The sequence below is a fragment of the Mesobacillus subterraneus genome, from assembly GCF_023715485.1.
GTDB classification, from domain to species: Bacteria; Bacillota; Bacilli; order Bacillales; family Cytobacillaceae; genus Mesobacillus; species Mesobacillus subterraneus_B.
Genome location: NZ_JAMBOF010000022.1, coordinates 1 through 20,908, shown reverse-complemented (window position 1 = coordinate 20,908; position 20,908 = coordinate 1). Strand labels below are relative to the sequence as shown.

The following is a 20,908-nucleotide window of genomic DNA, read 5'->3' as shown; positions in this document are numbered from 1 at the left end:
AAATAACATTTTTATCCTCAACTGTTTAATATTTATGTAAATTTGGTTCACAAAGCTGCTGAATGCCATTCTGAAGATAGGAAATAATATCAATATCTTTTGGATAATTAGGGGGAAACACATGAATATCATGTCTGGTACATATTATTGGCCTGCGACTTTTCCTTCTCCTCCCTCCTATCCCCAGTTAGAGCGCGATCTGGAATGTGATGTTTTGATCGTTGGAGGAGGCAGTTCGGCTGCGCAATGTGCGTATTATCTTGCGGATTCTGGCTTGAAGGTGGCTGTCATTGAGAAAGGGAAGATTGGAAGCGGCAGCACTAGTTCGAATACGGCACTCATTCAGTATTCCGGTGAAAAAATGTTCACGAACCTGGTGAATTCCTTTGGGAAAGAGTATATCACCAGACACTTAGAGCTGCTGCAGGATGCCATCAATGAAATTGAAGCCGCATCCAGGGCGGTGGACATTGACTGTGAATTCTACCGCAGAGATTCCCTTTATTCTGCGAGCTGCAGTGAGGATGTCGAAAAGCTGAAAAAGGAATATGACTTTTTAAAGCAGCAAGGTTTGAAAGTGGATTTCCTTTTGAAGGAAGAGATTGAAGCGAAATATCCTTTCAGCAGGGAGGCGGCCATCTATTCCTATAATGATGGCGAGCTGAACCCTTTCAAGTTCACTCATGCGTTGATCGACTATGCTGCCGGCAAGGGAATCCAAGTATTCGAAAACACCGAGATGAATGGGCATCACTATGATCCCAATACGAACCGGATGGTCATTTCTACTAAAGCGGGACACTCCATCTCCGCAGCACGTGTAATTTTTGCCGCGGGCTATGAGGGAATTGACGTGAGAAAGGAAAAGCTTGTCTCTTTCGTCAGCACGTATACGGTCACATCCAAGCCAGTGAATGACCTGTCCTCCTGGTACAACCGCACGCTTTTATGGGAAACAGCCAGACCCTATTTGTTTATGCGGACAACAGCAGATAACCGGATCATCATTGGCGGACTTGATGACAATACCAATTATCCCGAAGACCGCGACAGTAAATTGATTCATAAGAGAGACAAGCTGGTCGATGAGTTTCACAAGGTGTTCCCTTCGATCAAGATTGAACCGGAGTATTCTTTAGCCGCTTTTTACGGAGGGACAGCGGACGGACTTCCGATTATCGGAATATATGAAGAATATCCAAACAGCTATTTCCTTCTGGCATTCGGCGACAACGGAACGGTATACAGCCAGATGCTGGCGAAGATCATTGCCGAGGATATTGTAAACGGAAAAAGCCCGGACCTGGAGCTATATTTACAAGACAGGCCGCTTATTGCAAAAAGAAAGATGCCTCCGGGGAAATAAGCCATGGAGGCGTTCTTGAGACGAAGGGACGCTTCTCCCGTCCCACGAAATTACCTTTTTTCACTGCTTATGCTGCACTGCAACCGTCCCCTTGTAGCATCAGCTTCCAGGCAAAGGAAAACACCACCCATTTTTTCGGGTGGTGTTTTCTATATATTCGTGAAAGATTTAGGCTATTAATCCGCACCAGCTCCTCCTCCGTCGCCGCCTCCTCCACTATCTCCTCCTCCTGAATAGCCGCTGTCGCCCGAAGAAGATGACGAGGAGCTGCTCCCTGGAGGGATGCTCCACTTCCAAGTATTTGAAAGGAATACAACAGGGTCCTGTCCGGATCCCACCAAATAGGTCAAGGGGGCTGCGGCTGCTTCATTGCTAAAGAGTTCTTGGTTTGGTGCCTTGGATTGGCGTTTTGGCCTTAAAAGGAGAGAGCGAATAGTCCATTGATCAGATTGGCTATTCAACTTATCTGGGAATCTCTCTAATTTAAGCTGTTTGATAAAAGCCTGTATTTCTGGCTGCACAGCGATCGCTTCTCCTGACAGGGTCATCAAGGGCGTCAGTATGTACAGGAAGCCTGAAAGGACAATCGTGATGAGCAGCAAGAAGAGTGCTTCTGCATCATAAAGCATGAGAGATGCGATTAGTGAAACGAGATAAAAGAGCAGAATGAACAATCTTCTGGCGGGGTTGATCCATCCTCTGATGAATAGAAACCCGGCAACAATTGAATAGATTAGGATAGATGTTGTTGAATGGAAGTCCAGATAATAGGCAAAGACGACGGCCAAAAAGGTAATCAGCATAAGGCCCCTTCCAACGATCAAAAGCATTCTATTGCTCATCATGCCTGCTTCCTTCAAATCATCTAAAACACATGTAAACCACTGCTTCTCGTTGTCCTTGAACAGTTTATATTTTGAATGGAAATTATGCAGGTGCTGTGGATTATTTCTCAGCTGACTGGATGCTCCTGCAATGTCACTCATGAAGAAAACCGGACTTCCGGCTTTGGATCTCCTCTTGAACAACCAGGATACCAATTTATGCTCACATTTCGATAAGCTCGTTTCCGGTGCTGTTAAAGTAAAATATAGCGTTTGGTTAGCGGATGCATCATCTTGCAGGAATCTTACCGCATTCTGTTCCGTCCTGACCGTGGCTTTTCCTTTTTCAACAAGTGAAAACAGCCCGGCTAGAAAGGCGTAATGGTCCATTTTACCTCGCCGGTGGATCATATACAGAATAAGAGGATCTGTACGCAGTAGTTCATCAGGACGATCAGTAGTCCGCAGTTTCTTAAGGAAACGTGTGAAAAGCACGGACATCAATGCGAATGCCAGGAGAGCAGCAAGGCCACCCAGTACTTTTTCCAGAATGTTTAGCTGTTTCTTCATGGCGGCATTTTTTTCAGCCAATTGTTCTTCCTCTGCAATAGCTTGCTTTAAGGACATCGGTGCCTTGGACTTGGTTTGTTCCGACATCAAGGAAGAAGGGAACAGCAAGCGGGTTTCTGTCATGGAGTACATTTCTGACACTGGTGTGGTAAAACGCACCACCCAGGGTCCTTTTTCCGTCACCTTGCCCTGCCGATCATGAAAATAGGCAAAATAGCTATTCGGCTTGAGTTCCTCAGGAAAAACAAAGTCAATCGTCACCTTTTGCAAATCTTCATCATGGTTAGTGTCTGTTCCAAAGAAAGGGACTGTAAGATCACTGTAGGAATCATATGTCTTCACAGCTTCTTTTAATTCATATATAAAGAAAACGGATTTCTTTTCATCGCTTGCGGGGAGTACCGCATGATAGGTGTTGTCCTCCTGTGAAACCTTAAGGGGACGTATGTCTTCCATTTTCACATAGCCAAGCTCCGCCTTTGGGTTCACCAATTCATAAGCTTCGAAAAGCTTTATTCCCTTATGATTTTTTTTATGTATAGTCCTGCTGACGCGATCATATTCGCCATCGAAGTTATAGGTGAAGATCTCATTAACAAGCAAATCACCATCAGGCTGAATCCAAGCCCTTATTTGAATCTTATCAATGGAATAGGATCGTGCAAATGCAGGCGGGGCAAGTGATAATAAAAAAACAAAGAGAATGACAATTTTTTTTAGCACGAATACAACTCCTTTTGGGAAGTGTTCATTCATTTAATAGAATGATAGGAAACAATATGAATATTATACATAAAAATTTCCGAAAAAAGGAAGAAGGATGCACGGTTCGATTATTCTCAAATCGAACCGTTCATCCCCAAGAGACAGAGGGATGGTTCTCCCGTCCCGCTATACTTCATATTTTCATGTGACACTGGAATCGTCTCTTTGTCCATTTAAGACTCTGGCATGAACCAGACAATTTCGCGGATCCGAACAAAGAATGTAGAATCATACTCCTGTACCACCACATGGTCAGGCTTTGCATCCTTAACGATTCCGCTAACCGAACCACGTGTTGTATCAATCACCACTCTTTTTCCCATTAGGTTATAAAGAGCTGAATATACATAAGGCTCACCTACAATAACGTTCATTGGTCCACTTTGCGTTCCCTGTGAATACATTCCATTACGATACATACCGTTCCTTCCCCCTCCAAGCAGCCACAATTACCCCATGTTCATTCTATGACCAGCTGGCTGGGTACGTTACTTGATGACAGTAAGCACAGGGACGTACCCTATGCTTCTATCCCACTAAAACAGGACTCTAGTTTCAAAATCTTAAGGAGTAATCGTCAAATGCGGCTTGCTGAAGTGGCTTGTTCCCCCGCTGCCTACCAGCACGTAACCGTTTTTGGGAAACAACACAATTCTAGTTGAACCATCCGAAAGGATAAGATCTACTCTTGCTTTATTTCTCAGTGCCGTATATTTTACATAGCCTGATTTGGTAATGGTGGTCTTCCAGTAATCATCAAACTCAGCTCTTACCACCCGGTTTGAATAGGTTTGGTTCGTTTTTTCTTGTTTCATTTTATCTAACCTCCTTACTTGAAGACACTTACCATATTCTATTCACCATTGAAAATTCGGTATAGACAAGAATCCACAAACAAAGGAACGTTTTTAAATTGCATTTTTAACAGAAGAACCATCTTAATGATAAGAAGAAAGCACAGTTGAATGAACTTAATGTAAGCCGCAAAAAAACCGCTCAGAGTATTAAAACCTCTGAGCGGTTTCCCAAAAATTATTTATGCTGCTGGATTCACTTCTAATTCAACTTTGATTTTGATGTCTTTTCCTACTAGAACGCCGCCAGTTTCAAGTGCTGCATTCCATGTCAGGCCAAATTCTTCGCGGTTGATTTTTGCTTCTGCTTCGAAACCGTACACTTCTACACCCCATGGGTTCGTGCCTTTGCCGCCGAATTCAACATCGAATGTTACTGGCTTTGTTACTCCCTTGATCGTTAAATCACCAGTTACTTTATAGTCATCGCCGTCTCTTGTAATGCTCGTTGATTTAAAATCAATGGATGAATTATTTTCTGCATCAAAGAAGTCAGCTGATTTCAAGTGATTATCGCGGTCTTCATTACGTGTATTAATGCTTGCTACATCAATTTTGAATGCGATAGAAGCTGTTGTCAGATCTGTTAAATCTGTCGCTTCAACGTCTGCTGTATAAGCATCAAATTGACCTTTCACCTTTGATACCATCATGTGTTTCACTTCGAATCCTACTGCTGAGTGCGCCTGGTCTACTGTAAATTTAGCCATTTTAAATTCCCCCAATTGGTTAATGTTTTTTATCTCGAATCCGAGATAAAACAATAAAAAAATATAATACAATAATTTATCTCGAAACAAGTTATTTTTAATTCGAGATAAATTTATCACGAAATCAATATAAGTGTCAATACATTATCAATAATTATTTAAATAAATTTACAAAAACATACAATAAAAGCTGTCTTACCATTTTTCATCACTTATAGAAAGAACCGTCCCCATACTTCAAGAAACTAGTTGTCTTTCTTTTTATCGGCAGGTTATGATATTCGTAATTTACCAATTTCTACTTTTTGAGTATTTTTGAAAATACGTTGGAGGTTTTTTATGGATATTAAAGTGGATGATTTAACAGGTTCAGAAGTGATTTCGTTAATTGGGGAACATTTGCAGGGAATGACGCTTCACTCCCCGCCGGAGAGCATTCATGCGCTCGGTCTGGAGGCGTTGAAAAAACCGGAGATTACCTTCTGGACGGCCTGGGATGGCGATCAGTTGATGGGCTGCGGTGCACTGAAGGAGCTTGATTCCCAGCACGGCGAACTCAAATCGATGAGAACTGCGTCTGCGCACCTTCGAAAAGGGGTCGCTCAAGCCATGCTTGAACATATCATTAAAGAAGCACAGCTTCGTGGCTATAAAAGACTAAGCCTGGAAACAGGTTCCATGGATGGGTTCCTCCCCGCGAGGAAGCTATATGAAAAATACGGCTTCCATTACTGCCCGCCATTTGATGATTATGTGGAAGACCCAAATAGTGTATTTATGACGATGAAACTTTAGGGGTTCGTTCCCCGTATAAAAGCTAACACATTTAAGGAGCGAACTATGGGAAAAAAGAATCGTGTAAAACCGAAAGAAACAGCCAAGAAGAAAAGAAGCGGATTACCTCCTGCTTTTTGGGTATCGATGATCATCCTGTTGGCTTTTATGATCTCTCCTATTGTCATGAAGTTAGATTTTTTTTCTTATTGGGATCAGGGGAACGGTCCGTTCATCCTCATTTTCTTTAGAGAAGTCTTTCTTATAGGCATTTGGGGTATTGTTTGTTTGCTTTTTGGCTTATTTGTTGCGATTGGCAGTACCTACATGATTTTATCTAAAAAAGCATTTGACCCTAAAGGAGCGATTCTCCCTGTTACTCTCCTCACCGTTCTCTCCCTTAGCCTGGCCTATGGTTTTTTAGGTGGACCCTATTGGGTGAACTATGTATCGGACGCGATTACCTATGTTGGCCAAGGTGCAGAAGAAGAAGTCATTGTGCTGGAGAGTTATGAGGTTGATAGGGATATAGGGAGGTACAGCGCGCCAACCGAGTATCTCTATACATCGGACGAAGGAGAAACCTTTACCACCCAGACCATTTTTGAGGTCGAACTAGTGATCGGTGAAGAATATAAGATCCATTATCTCCCAAAATCAAAATATCTGGTAGGGATTGAGATGGCAAATTAACGTATGGTTCTAATCCAGAGCAATAGAAAAATCCACCTCAGTAAGTCGAGGTGGATCTGCCATTCTCCTATTTCAATTCAAAGTAATCCATCGTGGATGTCTCCACAAAGCCGCATGACTTATAAAGGTTGAGTGCGTTAGAGTTTTCAGCCGCTACTTGCAGCATGATTTCCTGTGCATTCGCTTCTTTCAGCTTTTCGATTGCCATCAGGAGAAGCGCTCTTCCATACCCTTTGCGGCGGTGCTCGGGCAATACGCCAAGTCCAAAGATCGCACCTAGCTTGGAGGTTAGCTGGAGGTTAACTTTTCCGATGATTTGCCCGTCTTTTTCAACGAGGTAACTCGTCATCCCGCGCTTTTCTTCTTCTTCAGGAAGAATCATTTCCTCCGTGTGATCGATAACTTCTTGGTTATCTTGCTCGGTTTCTTCAAAGTCATTTTCATTGTATTCGTCGTCAAAATAAATTGCATTTTGCCGAGAGATTTCCTTTGCGTCTGCATTCGTTGCTTTTCTGTAAGTGATGCCTGAAAATTGGTCCTGAGTTGCGATTGGCGCATCTGCTTTCAAATACATTTCATACTCTGAATGCTTGTACTGCGCCCCTGTTCCAGCTATGAATTTCTGACCAGATTCCGATTTGCGGTCACTAAGCAGCAGCATACTGCCTGAATCTCTGCGTTTCCATTCTGCAAGGACTTGTTCAAATAATTTTGTGAACACACCTTGGCGCCTGTAATCTGGATCGACAATGCCATTCACTTCCCACGGTCCGCCAAAACTGCAAATCCCTACATAGCCAATCAGCTGCTCCCCGTCAAAATACATAAATTCATTGATGTTTTGAACACCGGCATTCTTTTCCGGTCTGACACCGATTTTATAATCAAGCTCCAGTTTTAGCGCAGTCCCATCAACTTCGATACATCGCTCCTGGAGTTGATTGATTAAATCATAGTCCTCGGCAACAATATATTCTTTAAGCTTAATCCATGGATTCTGTATGGTTTTCATTGAATCCACCTCCATTTTTGAAAAATCTTATTAGTTCGATTATATTCGATAGAATCCATGATGAATAGAAAATAAATGGATAGATTTTTTCAGTTATCCAAAGTGAACCGATCACAAGTTTCTTAATCAAACGTTTGATTAAGAAGCTAGAGAACTAGTGAAATATAGATTTTGCCAAAATAAAAAGCCTTTCCCCGAGGAAAAGACTTTAGGCTTATGTATGAGAACGGCTTCACGCCGCCCTTATTTTTTCTATTCTCGTTTTTCAAATGTTTTACATGCTGTTTCTTTTTCATTATCAGCCGTTCTGCCGTGTTCACCAATGACAAATATGGAGTCAGCAACACATTCATCGCCTTCCGCCCAGTACTTGCAGTTTTCTACATTGCACTTTACTTCAATCTTCATGGATGCCACCTCCTTATTGGTTATGTTAATAGTTACCCGGTTTGACAGTGGGATAATCGGTAATTCCATTGCTTATATTTGTTAGTTTAATTTTCTGAAATGGATGTTCCCCGAAAAAAATAAGCTGCTGAGGATTACTCAGCAGCCAATATATATTAAAGGGGGATTTAACTAAGGTTAAGCAGCGTTGCGTGCGGTTTCTTCTCCGCGTTTCAAGATATTTTTACGAAGGAATGGCACGACCCAGCGGTCTAAGCCGTATTTACCTGCGTTGTAGCCAGCGAACAGGATGATGAAGCCGAAGAAGATGTCAGTTGGGTTATGAGATACAGTTCCGGCAAGGAAGAAACTGAAGTTCATCACTAGGCCGAAGAACATCGCAGCAGTTGTCAGTGCACCAAGGATCAAACCAAGACCGATCAAGAATTCACCAAGTGGAACGATAAAGTTGAAAAGGTCGACGTTCGGAATCGCGATGTTTTCAAGGAAACTCACGTACCATCCGTACACCATGTTTCCGTCCGGACCCTTAACCGGATTGGCAACGGCATTTTTCAGATAGCCAGAAGCGTCAAAGCCAGGGCCAGTCAATTTACCCCATCCAGCAGTCATCCAGTTGTATCCAAGCCATACCCTAATGACAGTCAATAGGCCAGCAGCAATATTGTTTTCTCTTAACCACTTTGCAAACATTTTCCTCACTCCAATAAGTTAATTAGTATTAGTACACTTATAAGATAACAAATATATCTTGATAATAGGGTTTTTTGTGAATGAATTCACAATTCTGTTGAAATGTTTTGAACGAATTATGGCATACGATTTCTTTTTGTTATATGTACTTTGTCTTCCCTATTTTTTTAAAAAGGAATCTGACTCTTTGATTCATCTATATCCCATTGAATAATTGCTCTTTTTGATTGGCAACATATATAAGAATTTTTAAAAAGGCGGATGATGAAATGTATTTTTATAAAGAAGACTTAATCAATATGATTGTCCCTGATAAACCAGACCCCCATGCTGCAAAAGTCCTCCAGGAAGCGCTTGGCGGCCAATTTGGAGAAATGAGGACCCTGATGCAATTCTCGTTTCAAAGTGCCAATTTCAGAGGAAAGGCGAAACAATATCGCGACCTGATCAGAGGCATATTTTTGGAAGAACTGAGCCATGTGGAACTCGTACAATCGACAATTAACCAGCTTTTAAATGATTCAGGTGGAGACATGCCTGGCAATCAGGCTTCTGATGGCGCTCCATTGGATGACGTCATTGCATCTGGTGCAAATCCTCACCATTATATTATCGGAGCAAAGGCATCCCTTCCGGTCGATGCAGGCGGCAACCCATGGAATGGATCCTGGGTCTACGACCATGGAAACCTGGTTGCTAACCTGCTCAATAACGTGGTACTGGAGTCCACCGGTGTTCTTCAGAAGTCAAGGATTTACGAGATGAGTTCCAATAAAACGTTAAGGGAAACAATCGCTTTCCTGATCGTTCGTGATAATGCCCACCAAAATGCATTTGCTAAGGCTTTAGAAACATTAGGTGTTGATTGGGGAAAAATATTCCCTATTCCCAATTATGATTTGAACAAATACCCAGAGTGCCGCAAATATGTAGAAATGGGCTTCCATAATGCCCAATTTAATTTCCGGCTGGATGATACTAGAATCGGTGAGGTCTTTCAGGGGACCACTCCAAGCAGGAATGGCGGCGACTTATCTGTCATTGAGCCGCCTAAAGGTTATCCGGTTCCGGAAATGCCTGATATGCCTAATGAGCATGCTCCCGGTCTCTTCGATCTTAATAATTAAAACAGAAAAAAGGCTGTCGGGATTTCCCGGCAGCCATTTTATATTAAAGGGGGATTTAACTAAGGTTATGCAGCGTTGCGTGCGGCTTCTTCTCCGCGTTTCAAAACATTTTTGCGAAGGAATGGCACTACCCAGCGGTCTAATCCGTATTTACCTGCGTTGTAGCCAGCGAACAGGATAATAAAGCCGAAGAAGATGTCAGTAGGGTTATGAGATACAGTTCCGGCAAGGAAGAAACTGAAGTTCATCACTAAGCCGAAGAACATCGCAGCAGTTGTCAGTGCACCAAGGATCAAACCAAGACCGATCAAGAACTCACCAAGTGGAACGATAAAGTTGAAAAGGTCGACGTTCGGAATCGCGATGTTTTCAAGGAAGCTCACGTACCATCCGTACACCATGTTTCCGTCCGGACCCTTAACCGGATTGGCAACGGCATTTTTCAAATAGCCAGAAGCGTCAAAGCCAGGGCCAGTCAATTTACCCCATCCAGCAGTCATCCAATTATATCCTAGCCAAACCCTAATGACAGTCAACAGGCCAGCAGCAATATTGTTTTCTCTTAACCACTTTGCAAACATTTTCCTCACTCCATTAAGTTAATTAGTATTAGTACACTTATAAGATAACAAATATATCTTGATAATAGGGTTTTTTGTGAATGAATTCACAATTCTGTTGAAATGTTTTGAACGAATTATGGCAAGGGGTTCTTTTACTAAAACACTGCGTCCATTGTAAATTTCAAAACGCTTGTCTATACTAGGTATAAAGTAAATATCAGAATCTTCAATCTATAAAAGGTGGTAGAAAATATGAAACTTGGTGCATTTTCAGTAAGCCTAACGGTTAAAGACATTGCAGCTTCAAAATCTTTTTACGAAAATCTGGGATTTCAAGCCCTGGGTGGAGACATTACTCAAAATTGGCTGATCATGAAGAATGAAAATTGCATTATCGGACTGTTCCAGGGGATGTTTGAAAAGAATATACTCACCTTCAATCCAGGATGGAACCAAAATGCCGAAAATCTGGAAAGCTTCACGGATGTTCGGGAACTTCAAAAACAGCTTAAAGCTGACGGAATAAAGTTCCTGACTGAAGCAGATGAATCAGGTGAAGGACCAGCCCATTTTACGATTGAAGACCCCGACGGCAATCAGATCCTATTTGACCAACATAGATAAAAAAACGAATGGAGAATCCTAGATATGTACGAACTGAAAACAAAAGAAAATGATAATAGTGTCATTGAGTTCATCGAAGCTGTCGACAGCCCGAAAAAGCGCGAGGATGCGTACCGGTTATTGGATATTTTTACAGAAACAACTGGTTATCCAGCGAAGATGTGGGGACCGAGCATTATCGGATTTGGTTCCTATCATTATAAGTATGACACCGGTCACGAAGGCGATGCGCCACTCGTTGGCTTCTCCCCTCGGAAAGCGAAGATCAGTTTGTATTTTGCTACTGGGGACACGGAAAGAGAAACATTGTTACAGGAGTTTGGCAAACATACATCGGGAAAAGCCTGTGTGTACATAAATAAAGTGGCGGATATAGATGTTGATGTCCTAAAAGCATTAATCAACCAATCCGTGAAATTTTTACAGGAACTTTATCCTAACAAGTAGAATAGGAGAACCTGCGATGGAACCTATAACAATACCTGACCTTTCAACAAGACCGCTTGGCTTCACGGTTGAACGTTTAATGGAGTCAGCACCGGATGTCCTTTATAAAGCATGGACCGAGAAATTCGACGAGTGGTTTGCGGCACCCGGAACACTGATGATGAAGGCAGAGGTCAATTCAGTCTTTTTCTTTGAGACCGTCTTCAAAGCCGCTGAAGACAGCGTGGAGCAGCGTCACCCTCATTACGGAAGGTTCCTTCGGTTAATGCCAGAACGCTTGATTGAATTCACATGGTTAACCGGAGCTTCCGGAACAAAAGGCGCTGAAACAGTCGTGACAATCGAGCTTGAACCCAAACAGAATGGAACCCTTTTAAGCCTCACGCACAAAGGATTTCCCGATGAAGAATCCAAAAGCCGGCATGACTCGGCATGGGAAATGATTCTGAATTATCTTGACCAGAAGATGATCGAAAATCGTTGAAGCACGAGGACAGTATCGTACCTCAATCATCGAAAAAATGGCTGCCGAGAAAACTCGGCAGCCAATTTATATTAAAGGGGGATTTAACTAAGGTTAAGCAGCTTTATGTGCAGATTCTTCTCCGCGCTTGAAAACATTTTTGCGAAGGAATGGTACGATCCAGCGGTCCAAGCCATATTTGCCTGCGTTGTAGCCAGCGAACAGGATGATGAAGCCGAAGAAGATGTCAGTTGGGTTATGAGATACAGTTCCAGCTAAGAAGAAACTGAAGTTCATCACTAGGCCGAAGAACATTGCAGCAGTTGTCAGTGTGCCTAGGATCAAACCAAGACCTACCAGGAATTCACCAAGCGGAACAATGAAGTTGAAGAGATCGACGTTCGGGATTGCAAAGTTTTCAAGGAAGCTCACGTACCACCCATACACCATGTTTCCGTCTGGACCCTTAACCGGATTCGCAACGGCATTTTTCAAATACCCAGAGGCGTCGAATCCTTCACCAGTCAGCTTGCCCCATCCAGCAGTCATCCAGTTGTATCCAAGCCAAACCCTAATCACAGTCAACAGGCCAGCAGCAATATTGTTTTCCCTTAACCATTTCGCCATCATCATCTTCACTCTCCAAAAATGAATTATTATTACTACACTTATAAAATATCAAATCCACCGTGAAAATAGTGGATTCTCAAGATCAATTCACAAATCCGTCGAAATGATATGAACGAATTATGGCAAAGGTTTCCCTTTTATGTAATTTAATACCTATATAGGTATATTGGTTGTTTGTTGGTTCTCATAAAAAACGCACAGAAAATAACTGTGACTTTTAAAACCCTAATAAACGGGAATTACAGAGGTAAGAGAAGTTAAATTTGGAAAGGAGGAAAACGATGAAAAAGTCTCAAAAGAAATTGCTCTATGTCTCATTGCTTTCAGGAGGTGCCGCTTTGCTCACCGCTGTTTATCGGAAGAGCCAGAAAGCAGCTGTTAAGTTTCTTGAGGATACGGATATGAGGAACAGCAAGAAAACTGACCAGATGGAAAGTGTCGATGCGGATGTCGATCCGGCAGTGAAAGGTCTTACCCAGCCTGATTCAGAATATCAGATCACCAATTGTTTTCCGCAGATGCAATTGGAAGAACTGGAGAAGGAATCGAATACGAAAAGCAACTATGTATCAAAGCTGTAAAATCAAAGCTGTATGAGAAAAGGAAGGCTGTTCTGTATAAATACACAGAAGGCCTTCCTTTTTTATAGTATAGAACCGTCCTTATGCTTCCTGATATTGTTCAGAGACGATGAAACCATCTTGCGTAAGAACATAAGGATGTGTTTCCATCAAAATCGTTTTGAGGTGATCTGGCATTTTGGCTCCTTCGTATGCACAAATTAACGGAAACGATAATTGATTGACAGCTTTGTCTACTACCTTCTCAAAATCTTTAATGATATGCAGCGGATCTTTCATAGAGGCCCACTCCACATGTGCCCATGATCTGAAAGACCTTTTATTTCCCACGTATGGCTGCACCGTTTTCTCAAAGTATTCAGTGATGGCAGGTGGATGATAACTGCCACTTGAGTAATAAAAATCGAAGTTGTTTACTCTGTGAACAAATTTCATTTGGCTTTCTGTTAACCGTTTGCTCAGTTCAGCGTGAATGCTCATATATATACGATCATTTTCAATAAAAATAACGTAATCCCCAGCGAGAATACCATCATGGATAAAACTGACCGCCTGTTCAATGTAATTCTGCATTCCTTCATAGGAATATAGAACATGAACACTTCTTTCAAGTTCAAATAACTCGTTCATTTTATTTTTCAAGTGATCACCCCTTCTTTCCTGCATTACTTCCATTTTACTAGTATTTTAAGCAATATAGCTATCTTTTATTTGGTAAACAATGGTAATTTTTTCGATACAATTGAATATTTGATGGTTTAGAAGCATGAGAACCGTCCACATACTTCCTGGTAAAAAAACAGGCTGCTTGGTAATCCAGCAGCCTGTTTGCATTCTATTTATTCAGCCATGATGTCTTCCATTTCCTTAAATTCTTCTTTTACTGCTTTACCTGGTCCGGTTGTGATTTTACTTACAACAAGGACTGCAATCAGGCTCAAGAAGAATCCTGGGATCATCTCGTACATGAATTTTGATAATCCTGGGATGCTGATCCAAATGATGACAGTGAGCGCACCGACGATGATACCGGCAAGTGCACCCCAGCGGTTCATCTGCTTCCAGTACAGGCTCAGAATCATGACTGGTCCGAATGCGGCACCGAATCCTGCCCATGCGTTACCTACCAATGAAAGAATTGTATCATTTGGTGTGTACGAAAGCGCGATTCCGACTAGCGCAACAAGCAATACGGCTGCGCGGCCAACGAATACTAACTCTTTATCCGATGCTTCGCGGCGGAAGAATGCTTTGTAAAAATCCTCCGTCAACGCACTGGATGTGACGAGCAATTGTGAAGAAATTGTACTCATGATCGCAGCTAAAATGGCAGCGAGCAAGAATCCAGTAATATAAGGATTAAAGAGAATATTCGCGAACATGATGAACACTGTTTCTGGATTTTCAAGTGTTACATTGTTCACTGAAACAAAGGCAATACCGACAAGTCCGACTGCCAGAGCGCCAATAATCGAAACGATCATCCAGCCCATCGCGATTCGACGTGCAGGCTTAAGCTCTTCGACGGATTTAATCGCCATAAAGCGGACGATGATGTGCGGCTGCCCGAAATAGCCAAGTCCCCATGCCAATAAGGACATGATGCCGATGAACGTCGTTCCTTTAAACAGATCCATCATCGTCGGATCGATTGCACTTACCGTGTCCATTACGTTTGCTGGTCCGCCAAGATTCGTAAAAGCAACGACCGGAACTAAAACAAGGGCAATGAACATGATTACACCCTGGACAAAGTCAGTCAAACTTACGGCAAGGAACCCGCCGAATAATGTATAGACAATGACTACACCGGCTGTAAGGAACAAGCCCCAGCGATAATCGAGCCCAAATGCTGATTCAAATAACGTTCCGCCAGAAACTAGACCCGCTGATGTGTATAGCGTAAAGAACACAATAATAACGATTGCTGAAACGGAACGAAGAATTTTTGTTCCATCTGAAAAGCGATTTTCAAGAAAATCGGGGATTGTGATTGAATCATTCGCCAGCTCCGTATACGTCCGAAGTCTTGGCGCTATAATGAGGTAGTTCAAATAAGCACCAATCGATAATCCAATTGCCAGCCAAGCACTCGAAAGTCCAGTTGTGTACATCGCACCCGGCAATCCCATCAGCATCCAGCCACTCATGTCAGATGCACCTGCAGACAGGGCTGTTACCGATGGACCAAGACCACGTCCGCCAAGCATATAATCTGATAGATCAGATGTTTTACGGTATGCATACAATCCAATCAGGATCATCGCGATAAAATAAATACCTAAAGAAATAAATACTTCAAAAGTCACCAAATCTCTCCTTTTCGTTTTCCCTAAACGAAATAATTAACATAGTGGTCTTTGTACACAGGCGACTAAAATTCGGCCGAACCACGCAGAAATTCATATGTTAATTATGCCGTCCAAGTTTTTCCTGCCCTCATGGGGCTTACGGTTACTTAACCTAACAAACATTCCACATTGTTTCAAGGATGTTACATGATATAACGAGTTGGCAAAATCCGCGTCGTGACCAATCTGAAAGGAATGAAGGCGTTTTCAAAATTTACCGAAGTAATTATATTGTCAATATTCAGTTTTTTATTTTTGCGGTATAATCAACTATATTTCCCTTTTAGAAAGGAGGCTTTCAATGACGAAAATCCATTATGAAATCGTATCAGAGGAAAATATCAGCATGGTGAAAGATCTTTGTAACGAACTGATGGCTTATCAAAAGTCCTTAGCCACTATTGCCCCTGAGCGTTTCGACAGTATGAGTTTTGAAACAAGGATGATTCCTTCTGTTAAAAATGCTAGGGCGAATTTTATCGTGGCTGCTATGGATGGCGATGAAATTGTTGGCTATGTGTACAGCAATGTCTCACCGAAAGAAGTCTATTCCAATGAATTCGCTACTTTTTTCGACCTCAATTCGGTAAAAGGCGATGACGTTGGCTGCTTATCACAGTTTTACATAAAGGATGGATACCGCAACCTCGGCATTGGCTCTGTACTTTATGAAAAATCAATGGAATGGCTGGACTCTTTTAAGGACATTGATGACCGGTTCATCTATGTATCCAACGGGAACGATGCCGCGTTGAATTTTTACCAGAGGAAAGGCTTTAAAGTCAGCCACCAGATTCTTGATGGGTTCATTACGGTGCTGAGGAATAACTAATACATAGCAAAAACCCCTGAATTCAGGGGTTTTTCATTTAGTTGGACATTGAATTATATTATTTTTCTGCATGTTTCCTGACGACTAAGACTTCACACTTAACTGAACAGACAATTGTTTCGGAACTTAGTTTTTATCCTTTTAAATAGAGTAATACAATTAGAAAAATGATTAGTCCTATCATGAATACAGAACCAAGGCTTGCACTGTATACTAAATAAATCTTTATATGAAGAATAACATGAACAATAAGAACTATAAGCAAACAGAAAAGCAAAAAAATGATTAAATTCAAATTTTTATTTCTATACAAAAGATCAGCACCTTATAGTTCCATATTAGAAAATAACAAAAGTTATCCTTATACTTTTATTCTTTATATATTTTATCTTTGCTTATATTATTCATGATTTCCTTAACTAACTTGCCCGTTAGGATGCAGAGGGACGTACCCTTTACTTTTTTACAGTAAGGTTCAGCGTCATAGTATTTAGCGTGTTTGTTTGCTCCTGGAGACACCATTTAGGATCCTCTTTTCATTGACGTGGTGCAAATAACATCACCGAAACACCTATTAAACATATTCCTGCACCTACCCAATCGTAAAAATCAGGTGTTTTTTTATCAATTCCCCAGCCCCATAAAACAGATAGGACTATGAACACTCCTCCGTAAGCCGCATAAACTCTTCCGAATGATGGGAAAGTTTGGAATGTCGCAATAACACCGTACAGAGCTAAGGCTACACCTCCAGCTATTCCCCAATAATATGGCTTACCTTCTCTAAGCCATAGCCAAATCAAATAACCTCCACCAATTTCAGCTAATCCTGCAAATATAAACAAAACAATTGCATAAAGGATTCCAATCACTTCCTAAAACAGTATGGTATAAAGCAAATTATAATTATTCACATTGAGTTAACCGGCCACGTTTTGCAATTCTCAAGGCATGACGGCAGGAATGACAAAGATTATATGTGACCTGCAGATTGGCGAATTTTTCTTCATTATATCCTCCACCGCTTCAGAATACGACCTAGTGCGCTACTGAATGGGTTGCAAGATAATATGCCATCAATAAACTAAAAGCACCTAAAAGGATAAGTATTGTAAAAAAAATCAACCTGCCTCTACGTCCAGTGAAATAGATATTCACTAACAAGTAATAGCTAGAAGCACTTCCAACCGTAAACAGAATAAAACCTTTTATTTTATCCGAAGGGATTGGAGTGGTTACACTTGTTAAAGCGGACCCGCCGAAGATGAATAGGCCGATGATATTTAAAAGTTTTCTTATACTCATCCCTTCTTGGGTTGTTCCTTCAACAATTTTAGACGATTTCAAACTGCCACCCGCTTTCAATAATATCCTGTAGTACAAGCAACCCCCTATTGTTCTTGAATCCAATCTTAATCCACTTTTATCTCATAATCTGTTACTCTATCTTTCTCATCAAACCAAATAACCAGCCATTCATTACCGATACTGATAAAGCCTTGCTCGTCACCTATGTAATAGTTTTCATCATTTAGCGATTCGCGCCATAGTCTCCAATCAAATTTGCCTAAAAAAACAAGTGCCCCAGTTCAATCCCTATATATGCTAATGCGATTCCGCCACCGTAACTGGCTGCGTTGTAAATGAAAAAATCCTTTTTTCTTTTTTCGATGTGGAGTTGAATTCCCTCCAGTTTGAAGGTTGAAAATGTTGTAAATGCCCCCATATAGCCAGTACCCAATAATAATAAAGCAGAACCCCCAATTCCGATTCCAATCAACAAGCCCAAAAGGAAAGACCCGAGTAAATTAATGAAAAGTGTCGCGACTGGAATTCGGTAAGAAAAACGCCTATTAATGAATTGGCTGACAGAAAAACGGGAGATTGCCCCGAAAAATCCGCCAATCCCAACTAATAATACATTAAGCATGCTCATCGGTTTGCTTCTCCTCTACTAATCGGTATCCCAGCCTGCTCATCATAAGGCCGCCGACAATACTAATGAATACATACACAAACGCTAAAAATAGATCCTGATTCTGAATCAGTGTGACCGTTTCTACACTTAACGTTGAAAACGTGGTAAAGGAACCAATAAACCCTGTTCCGATTGCAGCCTTTAAGTGATCAGGAATCGAAAATCTTTTTACAATAGCTGTAATGAACCACGCTAGCAGAAAACTGCCTATGAGATTGACGCTTAGCGTAGCAAACGGGAAGACTGCACTTTCATGAAATAAAAACAAGCTAATACTGTATCTTAAAATTGCCCCCAAAAAACCTGCAAAACCAATCCAAAGGTAAGCCATGATTATGCCTCCGATTAAAACCTGAAATAAAGAAACTCCTGCCAGCTAAAATTACTGACAGGAGTCATTAGCCTTTTGGCAGGTAAAGGTGAACTCGATCACCTATCTTTATCCAATAATAGTACAATTCCATTTTAAAATAAAGAACCCTTTCCCACAGGAGGGAAAACCCTATCTGTTCTGCCAGCCTATACAAATCCCAAAAATATTCAAACAAATGCCCCAAAAACAGGTGCATTAAGTTTGAACTTGTGAAAAGAGGAGTTTAGTCGACAAGAAACATAAAGAGCGTTAAACCTTCCAGGTGAGACAAAAATAAAAAGCCATATTCTTAAAAGAATAGGCTTTTGAACTTACAAGTCACGCAGCACCTGGTTAAGTGAACTTAATTCCTCTTCGATCGCAGCCAGGCGTTTTTCCAGCGGATGCAGGTTGCCTTTCACAGACTCCAATTTTTCAAGGTTATGCTGGAGCTGCAGGTATTCGTCCTTTAATTCCATGATCTTGTATTCAATCTCATTCTTATTCATATTCTTCCGCTCCTCTTTAAAGGATTTCTTCCTTTAGAATAGACATATTGTGGTATGAATTCAACAGATCATTTTCATAATAAAAAGGCGCACAGATTCAAAAATCTGTACGCCTTTTCTCTTGGTTATTTATTTACCTTCGATAAAAGTGTAATGCTGTAGATCGCTGCAAGACCTACAAGGATATAGACCACTTTTGCGATCGGGCTGTCCATGCCTCCGAAGAGTCCACCGACTAGATCCCACTCAAACAAGCCGACCAAAAGCCAATTTAAACCGCCGACAATAAGCAATACTAATGATACCAGATTCAAAGTTTTCATTATGACACCACCCATTGTATAATTTTTGTATAACCTTTCGAGTTTTATTATACAAAACCTATACAAAATAAGCAAATCTTTTTATAATTAAATTAAAATCCCTATTTCACAGGATTTTACGTGTGTAATTTTTGTATAACTTATCTATAATGAGGAGTGGAGGTGATCATTTTGTATAGCATCAAGCAAGTTTCTGAACTATTGGATATCCCTGCGGTTACAATCAGGGCCTGGGAAAATCGATACAACGTCGTAACCCCTACCCGAACCGAGGGCGGACATCGTTTATATAGCGAGAAAGATGTAGAGACTCTTAAGTGGATCAAGACACAAGTCCATGAAAAGAATATGAAAATCAGTGACGCAGTCCGACTTTTACAGGAAGTTGCTCCTGCTCCTGCCGCACCTCCCCCTGAGACTAATAAATACGAAGAGTTGACGGAACAGCTTTATCTTGCACTAATTAACCTTGATACCTATGAAGCGAACCGGATCGCTGACCTCGCTTTTTCCTTGTATGATTATGAAGAGGTGTTTCACAACATATTGGTTAAGGTTTTGTATAAGGTCGGGGATGAATGGGAGAATGGCTCTATCAGCGTGGCCCAGGAACATTTTTCTTCCCAATTCATCATTAACCGCTGCACCCAGTTCTTGAGGATTCTCTCCGTGAACCCAGCACTCCCGAAAGTAATGGCATTCTGTCCCGAAGGAGAGCATCACCAAATCGGGTTGATGATTTTCAGCTTATTTTTAAAGAAAAAAGGAAACGAAGTCATCTATCTAGGCCCGAATACTCCTCTTGAAGGATTATCGGACTTAATTAAAATGAAAAACATTTCTGTTGTCGCGATTTCCATGACTAATCCTGCCCCTGTTAAAAAGGTGGAAAGCTGGATTCAGTCATGTCTCGAAACGAATCCATCTCTTAAATTCATTGTTGGCGGCAGCTGCGTTCATGATTGTTCAAAGCTCGAGTCAAAGTCCGTTTCCTACTCGCTCGGATTTGATTGGGATGAATGGTATGACTCTTTTATGTACGGAAAAAAGGCCTGACATTGTCCGTCAGGTCTTTTCTTGTGCATTTGGCGCAGAATTTAGCCTTGCTTTGTGACCGTCTACTTGATTTCCCTCGCTTGACGGGCCCATATTCACCATATGTGTGACCGTCCTCTCGCTTTTTAGTCAAGCCCACTATTATGTGTAAAATCATTCCTTAGGAAAATCAAGTTATACAGCTGATATATTTTTGATGTACTGGAAGGGGGGTACCCCCCTTCCAGTACATCAAAAATTTCGCTTCGCGGAACCTACTTCTTCTTACCTTTAGTTTTCTTCCTTTTCTTTGATGATTCGTTTTCCAACTTCCTCTGCGTAATCCATCAGGACAGCTCCGATCAATCTGAAAGCTGATTGTGTGTTAGGAAAGATCCTAATTACTTGTTCTCTTCTACGGACC

At 41.4% G+C, this 20,908-nt stretch carries 28 protein-coding genes and 1 riboswitch; of the genes, 10 read left to right on the top strand and 18 right to left on the bottom strand.

The genetic code is table 11. From position 1 onward, the window contains the following. Positions 1-121 precede the first annotated feature (121 nt). Positions 122-1,366 carry an NAD(P)/FAD-dependent oxidoreductase gene (locus M3204_RS21345; RefSeq protein WP_251487525.1) on the top strand — a complete coding sequence of 415 codons (1,245 nt, stop codon included), beginning with the start codon at positions 122-124 and terminating at the stop codon, positions 1,364-1,366. Between the two features lie 176 nt (positions 1,367-1,542). On the opposite strand, the gene M3204_RS21340 is transcribed toward M3204_RS21345, so the two are convergent. The 4 genes from M3204_RS21340 to M3204_RS21325 all read right to left on the bottom strand — a co-directional run bounded on the left by M3204_RS21340 (position 1,543) and on the right by M3204_RS21325 (position 5,089). Beyond that, entirely contained in the window at positions 1,543-3,483 is a 1,941-nt protein-coding gene (locus M3204_RS21340) for a DUF2207 domain-containing protein (protein WP_251487522.1), read from the bottom strand. Between the two features lie 215 nt (positions 3,484-3,698). Further along, positions 3,699-3,944 (bottom strand): YuzF family protein, encoded by a 246-nt coding sequence (locus M3204_RS21335; RefSeq protein ID WP_251487519.1) that lies wholly within the window; start codon positions 3,942-3,944, stop codon positions 3,699-3,701. Positions 3,945-4,088: 144 nt separating this feature from the next. Further along, positions 4,089-4,340 carry a hypothetical protein gene (locus M3204_RS21330; protein WP_251487516.1) on the bottom strand — a complete coding sequence of 84 codons (252 nt, stop codon included), beginning with the start codon at positions 4,338-4,340 and terminating at the stop codon, positions 4,089-4,091. A 221-nt stretch (positions 4,341-4,561) separates the two neighbouring features. Continuing rightward, positions 4,562-5,089, bottom strand: a complete 528-nt coding sequence (locus M3204_RS21325) for a YceI family protein (protein ID WP_251487513.1) — start codon at positions 5,087-5,089, stop codon at positions 4,562-4,564. Positions 5,090-5,428: 339 nt separating this feature from the next. On the opposite strand from M3204_RS21325, the gene M3204_RS21320 reads away from it, so the two are divergent. Beyond that, positions 5,429-5,884, top strand: a complete 456-nt coding sequence (locus M3204_RS21320; protein ID WP_251487510.1) for a GNAT family N-acetyltransferase — start codon at positions 5,429-5,431, stop codon at positions 5,882-5,884. 45 nt (positions 5,885-5,929) lie between these two features. Continuing rightward, positions 5,930-6,556: a hypothetical protein gene (locus M3204_RS21315; RefSeq protein ID WP_251487507.1), complete on the top strand. Its 627-nt coding sequence runs from the start codon at positions 5,930-5,932 to the stop codon at positions 6,554-6,556. 67 nt (positions 6,557-6,623) lie between these two features. Here the strand turns inward: M3204_RS21315 and M3204_RS21310 are convergent, their stop codons facing one another. The 3 genes from M3204_RS21310 to M3204_RS21300 form a co-directional block, all read right to left on the bottom strand. Continuing rightward, the gene (locus M3204_RS21310; protein WP_251487504.1) at positions 6,624-7,568 is read right to left on the bottom strand and encodes a GNAT family N-acetyltransferase; all 945 of its coding nucleotides are present in this window, start codon (positions 7,566-7,568) and stop codon (positions 6,624-6,626) included. A 252-nt stretch (positions 7,569-7,820) separates the two neighbouring features. Next, a complete protein-coding gene (locus M3204_RS21305; RefSeq protein ID WP_251487501.1) occupies positions 7,821-7,976 on the bottom strand; it encodes a DUF1540 domain-containing protein in 156 nt (51 codons plus the stop codon). Positions 7,977-8,153: 177 nt separating this feature from the next. Beyond that, positions 8,154-8,669: a DoxX family protein gene (locus M3204_RS21300; RefSeq protein WP_251487499.1), complete on the bottom strand. Its 516-nt coding sequence runs from the start codon at positions 8,667-8,669 to the stop codon at positions 8,154-8,156. Between the two features lie 269 nt (positions 8,670-8,938). On the opposite strand from M3204_RS21300, the gene M3204_RS21295 reads away from it, so the two are divergent. Beyond that, positions 8,939-9,796, top strand: a complete 858-nt coding sequence (locus M3204_RS21295) for a manganese catalase family protein (protein ID WP_251487497.1) — start codon at positions 8,939-8,941, stop codon at positions 9,794-9,796. A gap of 65 nt (positions 9,797-9,861) precedes the next feature. Here M3204_RS21295 and M3204_RS21290 read toward each other — a convergent pair whose 3' ends face one another. After that, entirely contained in the window at positions 9,862-10,377 is a 516-nt protein-coding gene (locus M3204_RS21290) for a DoxX family protein (protein ID WP_251487495.1), read from the bottom strand. Between the two features lie 234 nt (positions 10,378-10,611). On the opposite strand from M3204_RS21290, the gene M3204_RS21285 reads away from it, so the two are divergent. Genes M3204_RS21285 through M3204_RS21275 form a run of 3 tightly spaced genes read left to right on the top strand, consistent with a single transcriptional unit; the run spans position 10,612 to position 11,914 of the window. Beyond that, the gene (locus tag M3204_RS21285; protein ID WP_251487493.1) at positions 10,612-10,983 is read left to right on the top strand and encodes a VOC family protein; all 372 of its coding nucleotides are present in this window, start codon (positions 10,612-10,614) and stop codon (positions 10,981-10,983) included. A gap of 24 nt (positions 10,984-11,007) precedes the next feature. Continuing rightward, positions 11,008-11,430 carry a DUF1801 domain-containing protein gene (locus M3204_RS21280; RefSeq protein WP_251487491.1) on the top strand — a complete coding sequence of 141 codons (423 nt, stop codon included), beginning with the start codon at positions 11,008-11,010 and terminating at the stop codon, positions 11,428-11,430. A gap of 16 nt (positions 11,431-11,446) precedes the next feature. After that, on the top strand, positions 11,447-11,914 hold the full coding sequence (locus tag M3204_RS21275; protein WP_251487489.1) for an SRPBCC family protein: 468 nt from the start codon (positions 11,447-11,449) through the stop codon (positions 11,912-11,914). Between the two features lie 93 nt (positions 11,915-12,007). On the opposite strand, the gene M3204_RS21270 is transcribed toward M3204_RS21275, so the two are convergent. Next, the gene (locus M3204_RS21270) at positions 12,008-12,523 is read right to left on the bottom strand and encodes a DoxX family protein (RefSeq protein ID WP_251487662.1); all 516 of its coding nucleotides are present in this window, start codon (positions 12,521-12,523) and stop codon (positions 12,008-12,010) included. A 281-nt stretch (positions 12,524-12,804) separates the two neighbouring features. Between M3204_RS21270 and M3204_RS21265 the strand changes: the two genes are divergently transcribed. Beyond that, positions 12,805-13,104, top strand: a complete 300-nt coding sequence (locus M3204_RS21265; protein ID WP_251487486.1) for a hypothetical protein — start codon at positions 12,805-12,807, stop codon at positions 13,102-13,104. Positions 13,105-13,185: 81 nt separating this feature from the next. Here M3204_RS21265 and M3204_RS21260 read toward each other — a convergent pair whose 3' ends face one another. Continuing rightward, positions 13,186-13,746 (bottom strand): MEDS domain-containing protein, encoded by a 561-nt coding sequence (locus M3204_RS21260; protein WP_251487485.1) that lies wholly within the window; start codon positions 13,744-13,746, stop codon positions 13,186-13,188. A gap of 197 nt (positions 13,747-13,943) precedes the next feature. Next, the gene (gene putP, locus M3204_RS21255) at positions 13,944-15,413 is read right to left on the bottom strand and encodes a sodium/proline symporter PutP (protein WP_251487477.1); all 1,470 of its coding nucleotides are present in this window, start codon (positions 15,411-15,413) and stop codon (positions 13,944-13,946) included. A gap of 343 nt (positions 15,414-15,756) precedes the next feature. Between putP and M3204_RS21250 the strand changes: the two genes are divergently transcribed. Next, positions 15,757-16,287, top strand: coding sequence for a GNAT family N-acetyltransferase (locus M3204_RS21250; protein WP_251487474.1), 531 nt, complete (start codon positions 15,757-15,759; stop codon positions 16,285-16,287). Positions 16,288-16,823: 536 nt separating this feature from the next. Here the strand turns inward: M3204_RS21250 and M3204_RS21245 are convergent. The 6 genes from M3204_RS21245 to M3204_RS21220 all read right to left on the bottom strand — a co-directional run bounded on the left by M3204_RS21245 (position 16,824) and on the right by M3204_RS21220 (position 19,449). Further along, positions 16,824-17,150, bottom strand: coding sequence for a YnfA family protein (locus tag M3204_RS21245; protein WP_251487659.1), 327 nt, complete (start codon positions 17,148-17,150; stop codon positions 16,824-16,826). A gap of 175 nt (positions 17,151-17,325) precedes the next feature. Then, complete coding sequence (locus M3204_RS21240; RefSeq protein WP_251487472.1) at positions 17,326-17,634, bottom strand: hypothetical protein; 309 nt, start codon at positions 17,632-17,634, stop codon at positions 17,326-17,328. 220 nt (positions 17,635-17,854) lie between these two features. Continuing rightward, positions 17,855-18,217 (bottom strand): fluoride efflux transporter CrcB, encoded by a 363-nt coding sequence (gene crcB, locus M3204_RS21235; protein ID WP_251487656.1) that lies wholly within the window; start codon positions 18,215-18,217, stop codon positions 17,855-17,857. After that, positions 18,210-18,596, bottom strand: a complete 387-nt coding sequence (gene crcB, locus M3204_RS21230; RefSeq protein WP_251487471.1) for a fluoride efflux transporter CrcB — start codon at positions 18,594-18,596, stop codon at positions 18,210-18,212. The genes crcB (M3204_RS21235) and crcB (M3204_RS21230) overlap by 8 nt, the downstream gene beginning before the upstream one ends. Before the next feature lie 51 nt (positions 18,597-18,647). Beyond that, positions 18,648-18,708, bottom strand: a riboswitch (Fluoride riboswitch). 241 nt (positions 18,709-18,949) lie between these two features. Further along, positions 18,950-19,126 carry an SE1832 family protein gene (locus tag M3204_RS21225; protein WP_251487470.1) on the bottom strand — a complete coding sequence of 59 codons (177 nt, stop codon included), beginning with the start codon at positions 19,124-19,126 and terminating at the stop codon, positions 18,950-18,952. A 125-nt stretch (positions 19,127-19,251) separates the two neighbouring features. Continuing rightward, complete coding sequence (locus M3204_RS21220) at positions 19,252-19,449, bottom strand: DUF378 domain-containing protein (RefSeq protein ID WP_023626156.1); 198 nt, start codon at positions 19,447-19,449, stop codon at positions 19,252-19,254. 171 nt (positions 19,450-19,620) lie between these two features. Here M3204_RS21220 and M3204_RS21215 point away from each other — a divergent pair, with 171 nt between their 5' ends. Further along, positions 19,621-20,505: a MerR family transcriptional regulator gene (locus M3204_RS21215; RefSeq protein WP_251487469.1), complete on the top strand. Its 885-nt coding sequence runs from the start codon at positions 19,621-19,623 to the stop codon at positions 20,503-20,505. A gap of 270 nt (positions 20,506-20,775) precedes the next feature. On the opposite strand, the gene M3204_RS21210 is transcribed toward M3204_RS21215, so the two are convergent. Next, a partial coding sequence (locus M3204_RS21210; protein WP_251487653.1) for a transposase occupies positions 20,776-20,908 on the bottom strand: 133 nt, incomplete at its 5' end.